Source organism: Psychromarinibacter sp. S121, from assembly GCF_049801035.1.
Taxonomy (GTDB): Bacteria; Pseudomonadota; Alphaproteobacteria; order Rhodobacterales; family Rhodobacteraceae; genus Psychromarinibacter.
Window position 1 is genome coordinate 813,772 of the sequence record NZ_JBNAGE010000001.1, and the last position, 15,689, is coordinate 829,460.

A 15,689-nucleotide genomic window follows, 5' to 3' on the forward strand; every position below is an offset into this window, starting at 1 on the left:
GGTTTGCGCCTAGCTGAATGCCCTTCGCGGATTCGCGCAACTGAAACTTAGGTGATTGCCTAACTGTTGGCGGATCTTCGCCCGTGTTGCGTCTCTCGGCCCAACTGCCCTATGCAGGTCGAAACCGCCGCGCGGGCGGGGGACTTCTGAACAGGGATGGAACAGTTCATGGCGCGAGTGACGAGAGCCGGGCTTCAGGTCGACGGACAACTGGCAGACTTCATCGAGACTCAGGCGGTGCCGGGCACCGGCGTGTCGGTGGATGCGTTCTGGGACGGGCTGTCGGCGCTGATCCACGATCTCGGGCCGAAGAACCGCGCGCTGCTGGACAAGCGCGCCGCGCTTCAGGCGAAACTGGACGCATGGTTCAGCGCGCGGAAGGGCAAGCCGCAGGACCCGACAGAGCACGAAGCCTTTTTGCGCGAGATCGGGTATCTGGTGGAAGAGGGCGGCGACTTCGCGATCGAGACCACCGGTATCGACCCCGAGTTCGCCACCATTGCCGGTCCGCAGCTTGTGGTGCCGATTACCAACGCCCGCTATGCGCTGAACGCGGCGAACGCGCGCTGGGGGTCGCTGTACGACGCGCTGTATGGCACCGACGCTTTGGGGGACGCGCCTTCGGGCAAGGGCTATGACGCCGAGCGCGGTGCGCGCGTCATCGCGTGGGCCAAGGCGCATCTCGACAAGGTCGCGCCGCTGGCGGGCGGGTCGTGGGCGGATGTCACCTCGCTGAAGGCCGAGGGCGGCACGCTGATCGTCGAGAACGGCGCGGGCGAAACCGGTCTTGCCGATCCGATGCAATACGCCGGCCATTCCGCCGAGCCCGAGGCGTATCTTTTGCGCGTCAACGGCCTGCACATCGAAATCACCGTCGATCCCTCGACCCCCGTGGGCCAGCAGGACCCGGCGGGCATTTCCGACATCGCGCTGGAATCGGCGGTCTCGGCGATCATGGACTGCGAGGACTCGGTCGCCTGCGTCGATGGCGAGGACAAGACGCTGGCCTATTCCAACTGGCTGGGCCTGATGAAGGGCGACCTGACCGAAGAGGTCAGCAAGGGCGGCACCACCTTCACCCGCAAGCTGGAAGGCGACCGCACCTATGTCTCGCCCGACGGCGGCAAGCTGGTGCTGAAGGGCCGGGCGATGATGCTGGTGCGGAACGTGGGTCACCTGATGACCAACCCCGCCATCCTCGACCGCGACGGGAACGAGGTGTTCGAGGGGCTGATGGACGCCGCCGTGACCACGCTGATCGCGATGCACGACCTTGCCAAGTCGGACGGCGCGCGGAACTCGGTCGCGGGCTCGGTCTATGTCGTGAAGCCCAAGATGCACGGGCCGGAAGAGGTCGCCTTTGCGGACGAGATATTCACCCGCGTCGAAGAGATGCTGGGACTGCCCGCCAACACGGTGAAGCTGGGCATCATGGACGAGGAACGCCGCACCTCGACTAATCTTAAGGAATGCATCCGCGCCGCGAAGAACCGGGTGGCGTTCATCAATACCGGCTTCCTCGACCGCACCGGCGACGAGATCCACACGGCGATGGAAGCGGGGCCGATGATCCGCAAGGGCGAGATGAAGAACGCCAAGTGGATCGCGTCCTACGAGGATCGCAACGTCGATATCGGGCTGGCCTGCGGGCTGCAGGGCAAGGCGCAGATCGGCAAGGGGATGTGGGCCATGCCGGACCTGATGAACGCGATGCTGGATGCCAAGATCGGCCACCCCAAGGCGGGCGCGAACTGTGCGTGGGTGCCTTCGCCCACCGCCGCGACGCTGCACGCGACGCATTACCACCTCGTCGACGTTTTCGCGGTGCAGGACGGCATCGCCGCAGGCGGTCCGCGCGGTACGCTGTCGGACCTGCTGACGGTGCCGGTGATGGCGGGCGAGAACCTTTCGGACGACGATATCGCTGCCGAGATCGAGAACAACGCGCAAGGCATTCTTGGCTACGTCGTGCGCTGGGTCGATCAGGGTGTCGGGTGCTCGAAAGTGCCGGATATCAATGACATCGGCCTGATGGAGGATCGCGCGACCTGCCGGATCTCCAGTCAGGCGCTGGCGAACTGGCTGCACCACGGGGTTGTCAGCCGTGAACAGGTGATGACCGCGCTGAAGAAGATGGCCAAGGTGGTGGACCGCCAGAACGAGAGCGACGCGGCCTATCGCCCGATGGCGCCGGACTACGATGGCATCGCTTTCCAGGCGGCCTGTGATCTTGTGTTCAAGGGGGTCGACCAGCCCTCGGGCTATACCGAACCGGTGCTGCACGCCCGCCGCCTGCAACTCAAAGCGCAGGGGTAGGGTTCGCGGGGGTCACTCCCGTTTGTGGTGCGCGGGGTTCGCTCCCGTTTGTGGTGCGCGGGGACCGCGCACCCTACGGCGTAGGGTTCGCACCCGGGTGTGGTGCGCGGGGACCGCGCACCCTACGGCGCGGGGTTCGCACCCGTTTGTGGTGCGCGGGGACCGCGCACCCTACGGCGTAGGGTTCGCACCCGTTTGTGGTGCGCGGGGACCGCGCACCCTACGGCGTAGGGTTCGCACCCGGGTGTGGTGCGCGGTGCCCCCCGTAGGGTGCGCGGCCCCCGCGCACCGAAAAGCGCATGATGTCCCCCGTTGGCCGCGCGGCCCCCGCGCACCGCTCCGACCGCGCCACCACCCCCCGACATCGCTGCCTGTTTTCGCGGCATGTGCCAACGGGACAGGCCCCCTGTGCGCCTGTGCTCTCGACCAAAAGGCCGTCTGGCTTTATGTAACGTCTGTCAGCGACACAGCGAGCAGGAAGACCCATGGCACGGCCCATCGTCGGAATCATCGGCAACAGCCACCTGATCAACGACCGTTACCGCGTCCACGGGGCGGGGCTGCACAACACCCGCGCCGTGGCAAAGGTTTCGGAATGTACGCCGCTGATCATCCCGACCGACCCCGATATCGTGTCGGTCGAGGAGCTGATGGAACAATGCGACGGCTTCCTGTTCACCGGCGGCCGACCGAACGTCCATCCGAATGAGTACGGCCACGACGAGACCGAGGCGCATGGCACCTTCGACCGCGAGCGTGATCGCATCGCGCTGCCGCTGGTGCGCGCGCTGACCGAACGGGGGCAGCCCTATCTGGGCGTCTGCCGTGGGTTTCAAGAGGTCGCGGTCGCCTTCGGCTCGACCCTGCACCCCGAGATCCGCGATCTGCCGGGCCGAATGAACCACCGGATGCCGCCGGACGGGACCGAGGAAGAGGTCTTCGCCCTGCGCCAGAAGGTGACGTTCCAAGAGGGCGGCCCGTTCGCGTCGCTGATGGGCGACACCGTGGTAATGACCAACACGCTGCACGGGCAGGGCGTCGACGATGCGGGCGACCGGATCGTGATCGACGGCGTGGCCGACGACGGCACGCCCGAGGCACTGTACGTCAAGGGGGCGCCGGGCTTCACGCTGTCGGTCCAGTGGCACCCGGAATACAACGCCGAGAACGACCCGGTATCGCAGAAGCTGTTCGGCGCCTTCGGCGACGCGGTGCGCGAATGGGCCGCCTGCGGCGCCCGGCCAAAGCTGCGCAGCGCGTGACCGCGCAATCCGGACGGTTCAGCTAAAAGTCATTTAAATACCTGCCCAAAAGCCGCATTCCTGCCCTTTTCCGGGACCACCGTGCCGGGAACGGAAACGACGCAGCGGAAACAGGGCCGGTGGTGGCACTCTCGAACGAGACGGCTGGGGACGCGGACAACCGTGTCCGCCTCGGCGCGGCGCTGATCCTGCTGGGTGCGGTCATGGCGATCGGCATCCGCTTCATGTGGAACACGCATCCCCCTGATCTTTCAGCGATTTACATGGCGGGCTGGCTGTTCGCCCAAGACCGGTTCGACCTGATCTATGCCGCGCCCGAAGGCTTCTTCGGCGGCACGCCCCCCGCATGGATGCCGGCTTTGAAAGAGATCGGACTATACGGCGGAGAAGTTCTTCCCTACGTCTACCCGCCGCTCTGGGCCGCGCTGGTGTCGCCGCTGGCGGGCGCGCTCGAGCCGCAGACCTTCTTCCGCGCCGCCGATATCGTGCTGGTCTGCCTGCTGGCCGCCAGCAGCCTTGTGGCGTGGCGCATGGCGCGCGGTTGGGCGATGCCGCTGTGGGCATGGATCGCGGTCAGCGCGGTGGCGCTTTTGACCTCTCTCACCAGTTTCATGGCGATGGTGCAGCTTCAGCCGCATATCCTTGTCGTGTTCCTGACCCTGCTGGCCTTCGAGCGCTATGGCGCGGGCCGGTCGTGGCTGGGCGGCGCGTTGCTGGGCGTGGCGGCGGCGCTGAAGCTTGGGCCCGCCGCGCTGATCCTGATCTTCCTCGCCGACCGCGACTGGCGCGCGCTGGGCGGCTTCGCGACGGCGGTGCTGGGCTGTGCCGCGCTGAGCCTTCTGCTGGCGGGGCCAGAGCTTCACCGCGCCTTCCTCGACAGCGTTACACACGCGGTTGCGGGCACCCAGATCACCGGCGTGACGTTTTCGGCAGAGGTCTTGCTGAACGGCATCGCCTCGGCGCTGGGCATGGCCGAGCCCATTGACATGGCGGCCCGCAACGTCCGCATCGGCGAGACGCCGGCGATGTTCGCCTTGCTGGGCAAGCTGGCGATGCTGGCGGGGCTGGCGTGGGCCTACCACGTGACCGCGCCGCTGGACCGCCAGCCGCGACTGGTGGCGCGGCTGTTCCTGCTTGGCCTGCTGGTGGGGCTGTTCGGCCCGCTGGGCTGGGTGTTCTACTTCCTGCCGCAGGTCTTCTTGCTGCCCGCGCTGGTCGGCCTTCTGCCGCTGCGCGCCGCGCTTTATTGCGTGGCTGGCGGGATGGTGTTCCTGAGCTGGCCGTTCTTCGTGCTGGTCGGCATGAACGTCGAGGGCGATTTCCCCCGCGCGGGCCTTGGCGCGTTGGTATTGCTGGCGCTGTTCGTGGGCGTGACGGCCAGCCTGTCCCGTGCAAGCGGGCGTGCGCGTTTGCCAGAGGCTCTGGCGGCCTGACGCGAGAGTTGCGATAGCCGCCGCGCACCCCTTGGTTGTCTCGCGGATCGCCTGCCGCGCCCCTTCGGGTGAACGTCATTCGATTTCGCCCGTCCGGTTCCATCGCCATCCTGCCACACCCCTTCGGGAAACCGAGGGCTGACGCGCGGCCGCGCCTTGTAACGCAATCGGTTCTGGGGCTTCTGTGGAACAAAGGGGGCACGACTGATGCCATTGGCAATGAACCGTGAGGTCTTCATAACCTGCGCCGTGACCGGATCCGGGGCGACGCAGGACCGGTCGCCGCACGTTCCGCGGTCACCGGCAGAGATCGCGTCCAGCGCCATCGACGCGGCGAAGGCAGGGGCGGCGGTGGTTCACTGCCACGTCCGCGACCCCGAGACCGGAGCGCCGTCGCGCGACCTGTCGCTGTATCGCGAAGTGACCGACCGCATCCGCGCCTCCGACGTCGATGTGGTGCTGAACCTCACAGCCGGGATGGGCGGCGATCTGGTGCTGGGCTCGACCGAGGCGCCGTTGCCGCCGGGCGCGGGCACCGACATGATCGGCGCCGAAGCGCGGGTGGCCCACATCCGTGACTGCCTGCCAGAGATCTGCACCCTCGACTGCGGCACGATGAACTTCGCCGAGGCCGACTATGTGATGGTCAACACGCCCGGCATGTTGCGGGCGATGGGCACGATCATGACCGAGCTTGGCGTGAAGCCCGAGATCGAGGCATTCGACACCGGCCACCTGTGGTTCGCCAAGCAACTGGTGGAAGAGGGCGTGCTGGACGGCCCCGCCTTGGTGCAGCTGTGCATGGGCGTGCCGTGGGGCGCGCCGGACGATCTGAACACCTTCTTGGCGATGGTGAACGCGGTGCCGGACGACTGGACCTTCTCGGCCTTCGCGCTGGGCCGCCACCAGATGCCATATGTCGCCGCCTCGGTGCTGGCGGGCGGCAACGTGCGGGTGGGGCTGGAAGACAACCTGATGCTCGGTCGCGGCGTGCTGGCCACCAACGCCCGGCTGGTCGAGCGGGCCGTGAGTGTGATCGAAGGCCTCGGCGCCACGGTGATCGGTCCCGAGGACGTGCGCCGCAAACTGAATTTGAAGAAACGGTAAAAAGGTCATTTGAAACCATGAAGCCGCGTATTCTGCTTCTTCTCGCGATGCTCGGACTGACCGCAGCCTGCGGTCAGGTCGAACGGGTGTTCCCGTTCGGCGGCATGCGCGACACCGCGCCCCCCGCCGCGACGGACCCCGACAGCGAAACCCCCGATCCCGACATGCCGGGCGACGGCGAGCCGGGACCGGAAGTCGAGGCCGAACCGCCGCCGCCCGAAGCGCCGCTGATGACCCCGGTGATCGACCCCGCGAACCCCGATGCGCTGGATAGCGAGCGGGTGATCTGCGAAGAGAAGGGCGGCCGCTGGAGCCGGGCGGGCAACACCTCGGCCTACGCCTGCGTCTACCCGACGCGGGACGCGAACAAGGCCTGCACCTCGGCCACGCAGTGCGAAGGTTACTGTCTTGCCCGGTCGGGCACCTGCGCGCCGGTGAAACCCTTGTTCGGGTGCAACGAAATCCTGTCGTCCTCCGGGGCGCTGCAAAACGTCTGCGTGAACTGACGATGACGGGTCATGTAGCAATCATCGGAGGCGGTGTGATCGGCGGCGGATGGGCCGCGCGTTTCGCGCTGATGGGGTGGGAAGTGCGGGTGTTCGACCCCGCGCCCGAGGCCGCCCGCCGCGTGGGCGAGGTGCTGGCCGGCGCGCGCGAGGCGCTGCCACGGGTGCTGGACGCCCCGCTGCCGCCCGAGGGCGAGGTGATCTTTACCGGCACCATGTCCGAGGCCGTCACGGGCGCACGCTGGATTCAGGAAAGCGTGCCAGAGCGGCTGGAACTGAAACAGACGATCTACCAGACGCTGCAAAGCCACGTGGACCCGGCGGCGGTGATCGCCTCGTCCACCTCGGGCTTCAAGCCGTCGGATCTTCAGGCGATGTCGCGGCGGCCCGAGCAGATCATCGTCGCGCATCCCTTCGTGCCGGTCTACCTGCTACCCGCGGTCGAGATCGCCGGGTCGGATATCACTCCGCCCGAAGTGCTGGACATGGCCGAGGACCTGCTGACCGGCATCGGCATGTACCCGCTGCGGCTGGCGCAGGAGATCGACGCCCACATTGCCGACCGTCTGCTAGAGGCCGTCTGGCGCGAGGCGCTATGGCTGGTCAAAGACGGCATCGCCACCACCGAACAGGTCGACGACGCGATCCGCATGGGCTTTGGCCTGCGGTGGGCGCAGATGGGCCTGTTCGAGACCTACCGCCTTGGCGGCGGCGAGGGCGGCATGCGGCAGTTCCTGCACCAGTTCGGCCCGGCGCTTCAGTGGCCGTGGACCAAGCTGACCGACGTGCCCGAAATGGACGAGGAACTGGTCGAGACCATCGCCACCCAGTCCGACGCGCAGTCCGGCGCCTACGAGATCCCCGAGCTGGAAAAGATCCGCGACGGCAATCTCGTGGCGCTGCTGAACGCGCTGAAAGGTCAGGACTGGGGCGCGGGGGCCGTGCTGAAAGGCGTCGAGGCGCGGCTGAAGAACGGCGAGTAAAGGGGCGGCACTGCCCACGCCGGTTACTCTTGGCCTACGAAATCCGCCTCGGCCGCCCCGGTCAGCCGCAGCAATAAGTCCGGCGCGATCGGAAAGATGTGGCGTGGCGTGCCCGCCGCCGCCCAGACCACGTCGAAATCCAGAAAGCGGGGGTCGAACCACGCCCGGATCGGGTTCAGATGCCCCACCGGCGCGACACCCCCGATGGCAAAGCCCGTCTGCGCCCGGATCAGCGCCGCGTCCGCCTTGCCCAGCGGCTCTCCCGCCAGGGCGCTCGCCTTGCCGCCATCCACCCGGTTGCCGCCTGCGGTCAGGAACAGCACCGCCGCGTCGCTGTCCTCGGCGCGGAAGATGATCGACTTGGCGATCTGGTCGATGTGGCATCCGGCGGACTCTGCCGCCTCGGCCGCCGTGCGGGCCTGTCCCACCTCGCGGATGTCGACCGGCGCGCCGGCCGCTTCCAGCGCGGCGCGGACCCGCTTCAGGCTCTTGCTCATTGCTGCCTCCGTTCCTTGAGACGCGCACTTTACGCCGCCGCCGCCCGGGTGCAACCTGCGCACCATGACCAACACCGCCTTCTTTCTCGACCTCGAAACCCGCGTCTGGCAGGCGCTGGTCGACGGCGACCCCGCCGCCGACGCGGCGCTTCTGGCCGGGGATTTCCTTGGCGTCTATTCCACCGGATTCTCGGGCCGCGACGGTCATGTCGAGCAGCTGGCGGACGGGCCGACGGTCGCCACCTTCGCGCTGTCGCTTGCCCGCACCGTGGCGCTGGGCGAGGGCAGGGTGCTGCTGGCCTACCGTGCCGACTATCGCCGCACCGGGGCAACCGGGGCCGAGGCGATGTACGTCTCGTCGATCTGGGAGAAGCGCGGCGACCGCTGGCTGAATACCTTCAGTCAGGACAGCAACGCCGCCGACCCCGCGCCGGTCTGACCGCTGCACCATGCCATCTTGACCCGGACCGCCCCCCGCCGCAGGTATCGGGCATGACATTCGCCAGCCGCCTGACCCGAACCCCGCGCCCCTTCGAGCCCGACCGTGGCCGCGAGGCCGAGGCGCTGCTGCCCGACCTCGCGCCGGAATTGAAGGCGCTGCTGGCGGGCACCGCCGGATGCAGCCCCTACCTTGGCGGGCTGATCGGCAAGGAACACGCGTGGCTGGAGCAGGCTCTCAGCGGCAGTCCCGAGGACGCGCTGGCGGGCATCCTCGCCGACGCCGCCGCGCTGCCCGACGCCGAGATCGGCCCCGGACTGCGGCAGGGCAAGCGCCGCGTCGCGTTGCTGGCGGGGCTGGCCGACCTTGGCGGCGTCTGGCCGCTGGAGAAGGTGACCGGCGCGCTGACCGACTATGCCGACCTCGCCACCGACCGGGCCCTGAAGGCCGCCGTCGCGCGCCAGATCGCCCGCAGGAAGCTGCCCGGCGCGACCGAGGACGATATCGCCACCGCCGGCGGGATCGTGGCGCTGGCGATGGGCAAGATGGGCGCGCACGAGCTGAACTACTCTTCGGACATCGACCTGATCGTGCTGTTCGACGGCGACCGCTACGAGGGCGCGGACTATCACGAGGCCCGCCCGGCGCTGGTGCGCGCGACCCGCGAAATGGCCCAGACCCTGTCCGAGATCACCTCCGAGGGTTACGTCTTCCGCACCGACCTGCGCCTGCGCCCCGACGCCAGCGTGACGCCGGTCTGCCTGTCGATGGACGCGGCAGAGACCTATTACGAAAGCGTGGGCCGCACGTGGGAGCGCGCGGCCTACGTCAAGGCGCGCCCCTGCGCCGGAGACATCGCGGCGGGCGAAGGGTTTCTCGGGCGGCTGACGCCCTTCGTCTGGCGCAAGCACCTCGACTTCGCCGCGATCCAGGACGCCCACGACATGCGGCTGCGGATCCGCGCGCACAAGGGGCTGCACGGGGCGATCACGCTGGAAGGCCACAACATGAAGCTCGGGCGCGGCGGCATCCGCGAGATCGAGTTCTTCACCCAGACCCGCCAGATCATCGCGGGCGGGCGCGATCCGTCGCTTCGGGTGCGCGGCACGGTCGAGGGGCTGGCCCGCCTGACCGACAAGGGCTGGGTGCCCGAAACCGCGCGCGATACGCTGACCGACTGCTACCGCTTCCACCGCGAGGTCGAGCACCGGGTGCAGATGATCGCCGACGCGCAGACCCACAACCTGCCCGGCGACGCCGAGGGCTTCGACCGGCTCGCCGCCTTCATGGACCGCGACACCGCCGACCTGCGGGCCGAGCTGCACCAGCGGCTGTCCACCGTCCACGAGGTGACCGAGGGCTTCTTCGCGCCGCAGGCGGCGGGCGACGCGCCGGATCTTGGCGAGGGCGCGCAGGAGATCGTCGACCGGTGGCGCAGCTATCCGGCGCTGCGGTCGGCCCGCGCGCAGGAGATCTTCGAGCGGCTGAAGCCCGACCTGCTGTCCGGCCTGTCGAAAGCCGACCGCCCGCGCGAGGCGCTGGAACAGTTCGACGGCTTCTTGTGCGGCCTGCCCGCCGGGGTGCAGGTCTTCGCGCTGTTCGAAGCCAACCCGCAGCTGGTCGACCTGATCGTCGACATCGCCGCCACCGCGCCCGCGCTGGCGCAGTATCTCGGACGCAACGCGCAGGTGTTCGACGCGGTGATCGGCGGCGCCTTCTTCGCGGCCTGGCCGGGGGCGGGGGCGCTGACCGAACGCCTGGTCGCCGCGATGGATGCCGAGGACGACTATGAACGCAAGCTGGACGCGGCGCGGCGCTGGCAGAAGGAATGGCGCTTCCGCATCGGGGTGCATCACCTGCGCGGGCTGATCGACGCGGACGAGGCGGGGCGCGAGTACGCCGACCTCGCCGAAGCGGTGCTGCGCGGGCTTCAGGGGCCGGTCACGGCGGAATTCGCCAGAAAGCACGGCCCCGCGCCGGGCCGGGGCGCGGCGGTGCTGGGCATGGGCTCGCTGGGCGCGCGGCAGCTTTCGGTGACCTCGGACCTCGACGTGATCGTGATCTACGACCCGCAGGATCAGGAAAGCTCCGAAGGCCGCCGCCCGCTGAACACCCGCGCCTATTTCGCGCGGCTGACGCAGGCTTTCGTCACCGCCCTGACCGCGCCCACCGCCGAGGGCACGCTTTACGAGGTGGACATGCGGCTGCGCCCCTCCGGGCGGCAGGGGCCGGTGGCGACCTCGCTTGGGTCGTTCCGCAGCTACCAGCAGGACGAGGCGTGGACGTGGGAGCACATGGCGCTGACCCGCGCGCGGTTCATCATGGGCAACGCGGGCCTCGGCGCGGATATCGAGGCGTTCCGGCAGGATCTCCTCGCCACCCCCCGCGATGCGGAGAAGGTGCTGACGGACGTGTCCGAGATGCGCCGCCGTCTGGCCGAGGCCTATCCGGCCGAAAGCGCCTTCGCCACCAAGCGCGGCGCGGGCCGGATGCAGGACATCGACCTGCTGGCCCAGACCGCGGCGCTTCTGGCCGGCAGCGCCGCGCAGACCACGCCGGACCAGCTTGCGGCGGGGGGCGCCATCGGATGGCTCACGACCGGCGAGGTCGAGACGCTGACCCGCGCCCACGGGCTGTTCTGGCGGGTGCAGGCGGCCTCGCGCCTGCTGACCGGCGCGCAGTTGAAGGTCGAGGAACTGGGCGAGGGCGCGCAGGGCTTCCTGCTGCGGCAGGCAGAGACCGAAAGCGTCGAGGCGCTGTCCGCCGAACTTGCGGAATGCGCCGAGGCGGCGGACCGGATCATCGGCGCGGCGCTGACCCGCGTGCCGCCCGAAAACGGAGGGGCAGGGACATGACCCATCAGGACTTCGACCGCGCCGGGCTGATCCGCGAATCCTTCCGGATCGAGGGCATCACCGCCCCCGAATGCCGCGTGATCTTCATGGACTGGGCGCTGCAACTGCCGGACGGTGTCGATCCCGCCACCGCCGCCGCCGCACTTCTGAAGACCTACGACGAACCCGACCACCCGATGACCAAGGTGCTGACCGAGGCGCTGACCCCGGCGCCCCGCCCGCGCCGCCGGGGCGGGGCGTTCGGTCGCCGCAGCTGACCAGCCCCTTGGGCTTCTTCTCTTCCGAAATACCTCGGGGGAGCCGCGCAGCGGCGGGGGCAGAGCCCCCATTGCGCTAGGGCTTCGGGGCCCGCCGCGCCGCCAGCCACAGGCGAAAGCCCGCCACGTCGACCGCGGCAATCGCGAAGCCAAGCGGCAGCATCCAAAGGCCAAGCACCGGCAGGAAGGCGAATATGCCGCCGATCATCAGCAGCACGCCCACCACCAGGCGCATACCCGGCGGCAGGTGGTAACGAGCCCATCGCTGGCCGCGCAGCACGATGGCCCGTGCCGTGCGTCCGCCGCGTGTAATGGTGTCGCGGATCATCTGTAGTCTTGCGGTTTTAACCCGCCGCCTCCGGCCAGTTGCGTCTCGGCGCCCGGAACGATGTCGGTGTTCTGAGCAGTCACACAACGCCAGACGGCCCCCACCCGTTGCATCACGAAACAGAGAATGGTGCTGCGCCGACCGGCCGCGCCGCCGTCGGGGCCTGTCTGCCCGGTCAGCAGGAAGCGACAGTGTACCACCGCCACGTCCTCGCCCAGCCGCCGGACCTTGACGCGGCCCGGCACCAGCCGGCTTTCGGCGAAGAACGACCCCAGCGCATAGCCGTGGGCCTTCTCGATGGCGGGCCGGGTCTCCCACCAGATGCCCACCACGTTGACGAAATCCGCGTCTTCCGCGAACAGCGCCGCCAGCGCGGCGGCGTCCCGGTCCATCCAGGCGCGGGCGAAGGCCGCCGGCATGTCCTCCGGCGACCGCAGGCTCACCTCTGTTTCACCATCTTGCCGGGGTTCAGGATGTTCTGCGGGTCCATCGCCTGTTTCAGCGTCGTCATCACGTCCCACGCCTCGCCATGTTCGGCCGCCATGTAATCCAGCTTGCCCGCGCCGATCCCGTGTTCCCCGGTCGAGGTGCCGCCAAGCCGCAGGGCGCGTTCGACCATCCGGTGCGAGATCGCCTTGGCTTCCTCGTGTTCTTTGGGGTCGTCTTCCATGAACAGAAGGATGCAGTGGAAGTTGCCGTCGCCCACATGGCCCACGATGGGGCCGGGGATCGAGGCGGCGGCGATGTCGGCGCGGGTCTCTTCGACCGCTTCCGCCAGCCTCGATATCGGCACGCAGATGTCGGTGACGATGGCCCGCGCGCCGGGGCGGCTGGCAAGGCATGCGAAATGCGCGTTGTGCCGCATCGTCCACAGCGCCTTGCGGTCCTCGGGCTGGGTCGCCCATTCGAAGCCGGTGGCGCCGAAGTCGTCCGCGATCTCGCGGAACCGCTCGGCATCCTCGGCGACGCCCTGTTCCGAACCGTGGAATTCCACCATCAGGTGCGGCGTCTCGGGCAGGCTGGAGCCCGCGTAGCTGTTGAAGGCGGCCGCGACCGCGGGGTCGACGAACTCGATCCGCGCCATCGGGATGCCCATCTGGATCGTCGCGATCACCGCGTTGACGGCGGCTTCCATGTCCTCGAAAGAGCACACCGCCGAGGACACCGCCTCGGGCTGGCCGTGCAGTTTCACCGTCATCTCGGTCACAAGGCCAAGCGTGCCTTCCGACCCGACCATCAGCCCCGTAAGGTCGTACCCCGCCGAGGATTTCCGCGCCCGGGTGCCGGTGCGGATGATGCGGCCGTCGGCCAGCACCACCTCCATCGCCAGCACGTTGTCGCGCATCGTGCCATAGCGGACCGCCGTGGTGCCCGAGGCACGGGTCATCGCCATGCCGCCCAGCGTCGCGTTGGCGCCGGGATCGACCGAGAAGAACAGCCCCGTCGCGCGCAATTCGACGTTCAGGTCCTCGCGGGTGACGCCCGGCTGGATCACGGCGTCCATGTCCTCTTGGTTGACCTTCAGCACCTTGTTCATCCGGCTGAAGTCCACCGACACGCCGCCGGTCAGCGCCAGCGCGTGTCCCTCCAGCGAGGTGCCGACGCCCCACGGTACCACCGGACAGCCGTGGCGGGCGCAGATCTTCACGATCTCCGACACTTCCTCGGTCGTCTCCGGATAGGCCACCGCGTCGGGCGGGGTCAGCGGAAAGTGCGACTCCGAGCGCCCGTGCAGGTCCAGATCGGACTTGGATCGGCTCAGCCGATTGCCTAGTAATGTGGCCAACTCATCCACAGCCGCCGCGTGACGCATCGTAAATCCCCGGTCTCCCATTCGACCGGCCCTAGATAGAGGAAGTTGAACCGTTGCGGAACCGCTCAACGCCCCAAAAACCGCAGGGCACGGCGGCCGGGACGGAAAGCGCCGATACCCGGGACGTGACCGGGGCTGCAACCGGTCTGGCGGGGTGGATCGCGGGGCTGCGGGACAGCCTTCGCGAGACGGGGCGCGTCCTGCGCGAGAAGGGGCCGGGTCAGGTCCAGTTCTGGTTCATCGCCCTTGTGCTGGGCACCGCCGCCGGTCTGGCCGCGATGCTGTTCCGCCTTGCCATCACCGCGTTGCAGTCCGCGCTATACGGCACCGACGACACGCTGCACATCCACAGCTTCGCCCAGACGCTGCCGTGGTACTGGATCGTGCTGATCCCGGTCGCGGGCGGTCTGGTCGTGGGCCTGCTGCTGGACCGGTTCACCCGCGACGCGCGGGTGCGCTCGGTGTCGGACGTGATCCAGGGCGCCGCGCTGAACGATGGGCGGGTCGAGGTGAAAGAGGGGCTGGTCTCGGCCATCGCGTCATGGATCACGCTGTCGTCGGGCGGCTCGTCAGGTCGGGAAGGTCCGGTCGTCCATCTTGCCGGCGTGCTGTCGACATGGGTGTCGAACCGGATCAGCGCCGACGGCGTGACCGGGCGCGACCTTTTGGGCTGCGCGGTGGCGGCGGCGGTCTCGGCCTCGTTCAACGCGCCGATCGCGGGCGCCCTGTTCGCGATGGAGGTGATCCTGCGCCACTTCGCGGTGAACGCCTTCGCGCCCATCGTCATCGCCTCGGTCGCGGGCACCGTGGTCAGCCGTCTGGCCTTCGGCGACGTGACCGAGTTCAGCCTGTCCACCAACACCGCGCTGGAGTTCTACGTCGAACTGCCCGCCTACCTGATCCTCGGCCTGCTGTGCGGGCTGGTCGCGGTGACGCTGATGCGGACGATCTTCTGGGCCGACGGGGTGGGCAGCGCGATCCAGAAGCGCATCCGCCTGCCACGCGCCCTGCGCCCTGCGCTGGCCGGGGCGCTGCTGGGCGGCATCGCCTGCTGGTTCCCGCACATCATCGGCGTCGGCTACGAGACCACGACCGCGGCGCTGACCGGGCAATTGCTGCTGTGGCAGGCGGTGGTCTTCGCGGTGATCAAGACGGCGGCGGTCGCCATTACCATGGCGGGGCGGATGGGCGGCGGCATGTTCTCGCCCTCGCTGATGCTGGGGGCGCTGACCGGGCTGGCTTTCGGCCTGATCGCCACCGGCATCTTCCCCGACGTGTCGGGCTCCGAGACGGTCTATGCCCTGGCTGGCATGGGCGCGGTGGCGGCGGCGGTGCTGGGCGCGCCGATCTCGACCACGCTGATCGTGTTCGAGCTGACCGGAGACTGGCAGACCGGTCTTGCGGTGATGGTGGCGGTGTCGATGTCGACCGCGCTGGCCAGCCGGATCGTGCAGCGGTCGTTCTTCCTGACCCAGCTTCACAAGCGCAACATCCACCTTGCCGCCGGTCCGCAGGCCTATCTTCTGTCGATGGTGCGGGTGGCAAGCCTGACCCGCGACACGACCGAGAAGGGCCCGGCGACCGAGGACGCCTGCTGGCAACTGATCGAGCAGGGGATCTATGTCGACGGGGCATCGACGCTGGCAAGCGCCATGCCGGTGTTCGACAAGGGCGGCGTCGCCTTCCTGCCGGTGGTCACGCTGTGGTCCGACGGACGGCCGCCAGAACTGCTGGGCGCGCTGCACCATCTCGACGCGCTGAAGGCGTATAACAAGGCGCTGGCCGCGACAGCGGCGGAAGAGCACAGGTGATCCGGCGTTCAACGCGACCCGCCGCCCCCGCGGTTTCCCGCGAGGGCAGCAGTCACGTGGGACGAACGGTCCAACGGGGTCG

The 15,689-nt window shown here is 68.7% G+C and carries 13 protein-coding genes and 1 pseudogene; 10 read left to right on the forward strand and 4 right to left on the reverse strand.

The genetic code is table 11. From position 1 onward, the window contains the following. Positions 1-168: 168 nt before the first annotated feature. The 6 genes and pseudogenes from ACP156_RS04040 to ACP156_RS04065 form a co-directional block, all read left to right on the forward strand. Positions 169-2,316: a malate synthase G gene (locus tag ACP156_RS04040; protein WP_425050014.1), complete on the forward strand. Its 2,148-nt coding sequence runs from the start codon at positions 169-171 to the stop codon at positions 2,314-2,316. A 485-nt stretch (positions 2,317-2,801) separates the two neighbouring features. Beyond that, a complete protein-coding gene (locus ACP156_RS04045) occupies positions 2,802-3,578 on the forward strand; it encodes a gamma-glutamyl-gamma-aminobutyrate hydrolase family protein (RefSeq protein ID WP_425050015.1) in 777 nt (258 codons plus the stop codon). Positions 3,579-3,700: 122 nt separating this feature from the next. After that, the gene (locus ACP156_RS04050; protein ID WP_425050016.1) at positions 3,701-5,011 is read left to right on the forward strand and encodes a glycosyltransferase family 87 protein; all 1,311 of its coding nucleotides are present in this window, start codon (positions 3,701-3,703) and stop codon (positions 5,009-5,011) included. A gap of 207 nt (positions 5,012-5,218) precedes the next feature. After that, positions 5,219-6,118, forward strand: a complete 900-nt coding sequence (locus ACP156_RS04055) for a 3-keto-5-aminohexanoate cleavage protein (RefSeq protein WP_425050017.1) — start codon at positions 5,219-5,221, stop codon at positions 6,116-6,118. A 17-nt stretch (positions 6,119-6,135) separates the two neighbouring features. Continuing rightward, positions 6,136-6,624, forward strand: coding sequence for a hypothetical protein (locus ACP156_RS04060; RefSeq protein WP_425050018.1), 489 nt, complete (start codon positions 6,136-6,138; stop codon positions 6,622-6,624). 2 nt (positions 6,625-6,626) lie between these two features. Beyond that, positions 6,627-7,601, forward strand: a pseudogene (locus tag ACP156_RS04065) (3-hydroxyacyl-CoA dehydrogenase NAD-binding domain-containing protein); the annotation flags it as partial. A 29-nt stretch (positions 7,602-7,630) separates the two neighbouring features. On the opposite strand, the gene ACP156_RS04070 reads toward ACP156_RS04065, so the two are convergent. After that, positions 7,631-8,104, reverse strand: coding sequence for a YbaK/EbsC family protein (locus ACP156_RS04070; protein WP_425050019.1), 474 nt, complete (start codon positions 8,102-8,104; stop codon positions 7,631-7,633). Between the two features lie 64 nt (positions 8,105-8,168). On the opposite strand from ACP156_RS04070, the gene ACP156_RS04075 reads away from it, so the two are divergent. Genes ACP156_RS04075 through ACP156_RS04085 form a run of 3 tightly spaced genes read left to right on the forward strand, consistent with a single transcriptional unit; the run spans position 8,169 to position 11,655 of the window. Further along, positions 8,169-8,543 carry a DUF4440 domain-containing protein gene (locus ACP156_RS04075; RefSeq protein ID WP_425050020.1) on the forward strand — a complete coding sequence of 125 codons (375 nt, stop codon included), beginning with the start codon at positions 8,169-8,171 and terminating at the stop codon, positions 8,541-8,543. 53 nt (positions 8,544-8,596) lie between these two features. Further along, positions 8,597-11,398: a glutamine-synthetase adenylyltransferase gene (locus ACP156_RS04080; protein ID WP_425050021.1), complete on the forward strand. Its 2,802-nt coding sequence runs from the start codon at positions 8,597-8,599 to the stop codon at positions 11,396-11,398. Further along, positions 11,395-11,655: a hypothetical protein gene (locus ACP156_RS04085; protein ID WP_425050022.1), complete on the forward strand. Its 261-nt coding sequence runs from the start codon at positions 11,395-11,397 to the stop codon at positions 11,653-11,655. Before ACP156_RS04080 ends, ACP156_RS04085 begins: the two co-directional genes overlap by 4 nt. Before the next feature lie 76 nt (positions 11,656-11,731). Here the strand turns inward: ACP156_RS04085 and ACP156_RS04090 are convergent, their stop codons facing one another. The 3 genes from ACP156_RS04090 to ACP156_RS04100 are packed head-to-tail and all read right to left on the reverse strand — an operon-like array spanning position 11,732 to position 13,796. Further along, positions 11,732-11,983 (reverse strand): hypothetical protein, encoded by a 252-nt coding sequence (locus ACP156_RS04090; protein ID WP_425050023.1) that lies wholly within the window; start codon positions 11,981-11,983, stop codon positions 11,732-11,734. Next, positions 11,980-12,426, reverse strand: a complete 447-nt coding sequence (locus tag ACP156_RS04095) for an SgcJ/EcaC family oxidoreductase (RefSeq protein ID WP_425050024.1) — start codon at positions 12,424-12,426, stop codon at positions 11,980-11,982. Before ACP156_RS04095 ends, ACP156_RS04090 begins: the two co-directional genes overlap by 4 nt. Continuing rightward, the gene (locus ACP156_RS04100; RefSeq protein ID WP_425050025.1) at positions 12,423-13,796 is read right to left on the reverse strand and encodes an FAD-binding oxidoreductase; all 1,374 of its coding nucleotides are present in this window, start codon (positions 13,794-13,796) and stop codon (positions 12,423-12,425) included. The genes ACP156_RS04095 and ACP156_RS04100 overlap by 4 nt, the downstream gene beginning before the upstream one ends. Before the next feature lie 125 nt (positions 13,797-13,921). On the opposite strand from ACP156_RS04100, the gene ACP156_RS04105 reads away from it, so the two are divergent. Continuing rightward, positions 13,922-15,607, forward strand: coding sequence for a chloride channel protein (locus tag ACP156_RS04105; protein ID WP_425050026.1), 1,686 nt, complete (start codon positions 13,922-13,924; stop codon positions 15,605-15,607). Positions 15,608-15,689: the final 82 nt, after the last annotated feature.

Bases quoted from the DNA above. Each gene is read 5' to 3' on its own strand.
- ACP156_RS04060 (WP_425050018.1), top strand. From the start codon at position 6,136: ATGAAGCCGCGTATTCTGCTTCTTCTCGCGATGCTCGGACTGACCGCA.
- ACP156_RS04045 (WP_425050015.1), top strand. From the start codon at position 2,802: ATGGCACGGCCCATCGTCGGAATCATCGGCAACAGCCACCTGATCAAC.
- ACP156_RS04090 (WP_425050023.1), bottom strand. From the start codon at position 11,983: ATGATCCGCGACACCATTACACGCGGCGGACGCACGGCACGGGCCATC.
- ACP156_RS04040 (WP_425050014.1), top strand. From the start codon at position 169: ATGGCGCGAGTGACGAGAGCCGGGCTTCAGGTCGACGGACAACTGGCA.
- ACP156_RS04080 (WP_425050021.1), top strand. From the start codon at position 8,597: ATGACATTCGCCAGCCGCCTGACCCGAACCCCGCGCCCCTTCGAGCCC.
- ACP156_RS04100 (WP_425050025.1), bottom strand. From the start codon at position 13,796: ATGCGTCACGCGGCGGCTGTGGATGAGTTGGCCACATTACTAGGCAAT.
- ACP156_RS04070 (WP_425050019.1), bottom strand. From the start codon at position 8,104: ATGAGCAAGAGCCTGAAGCGGGTCCGCGCCGCGCTGGAAGCGGCCGGC.
- ACP156_RS04075 (WP_425050020.1), top strand. From the start codon at position 8,169: ATGACCAACACCGCCTTCTTTCTCGACCTCGAAACCCGCGTCTGGCAG.
- ACP156_RS04085 (WP_425050022.1), top strand. From the start codon at position 11,395: ATGACCCATCAGGACTTCGACCGCGCCGGGCTGATCCGCGAATCCTTC.
- ACP156_RS04055 (WP_425050017.1), top strand. From the start codon at position 5,219: ATGCCATTGGCAATGAACCGTGAGGTCTTCATAACCTGCGCCGTGACC.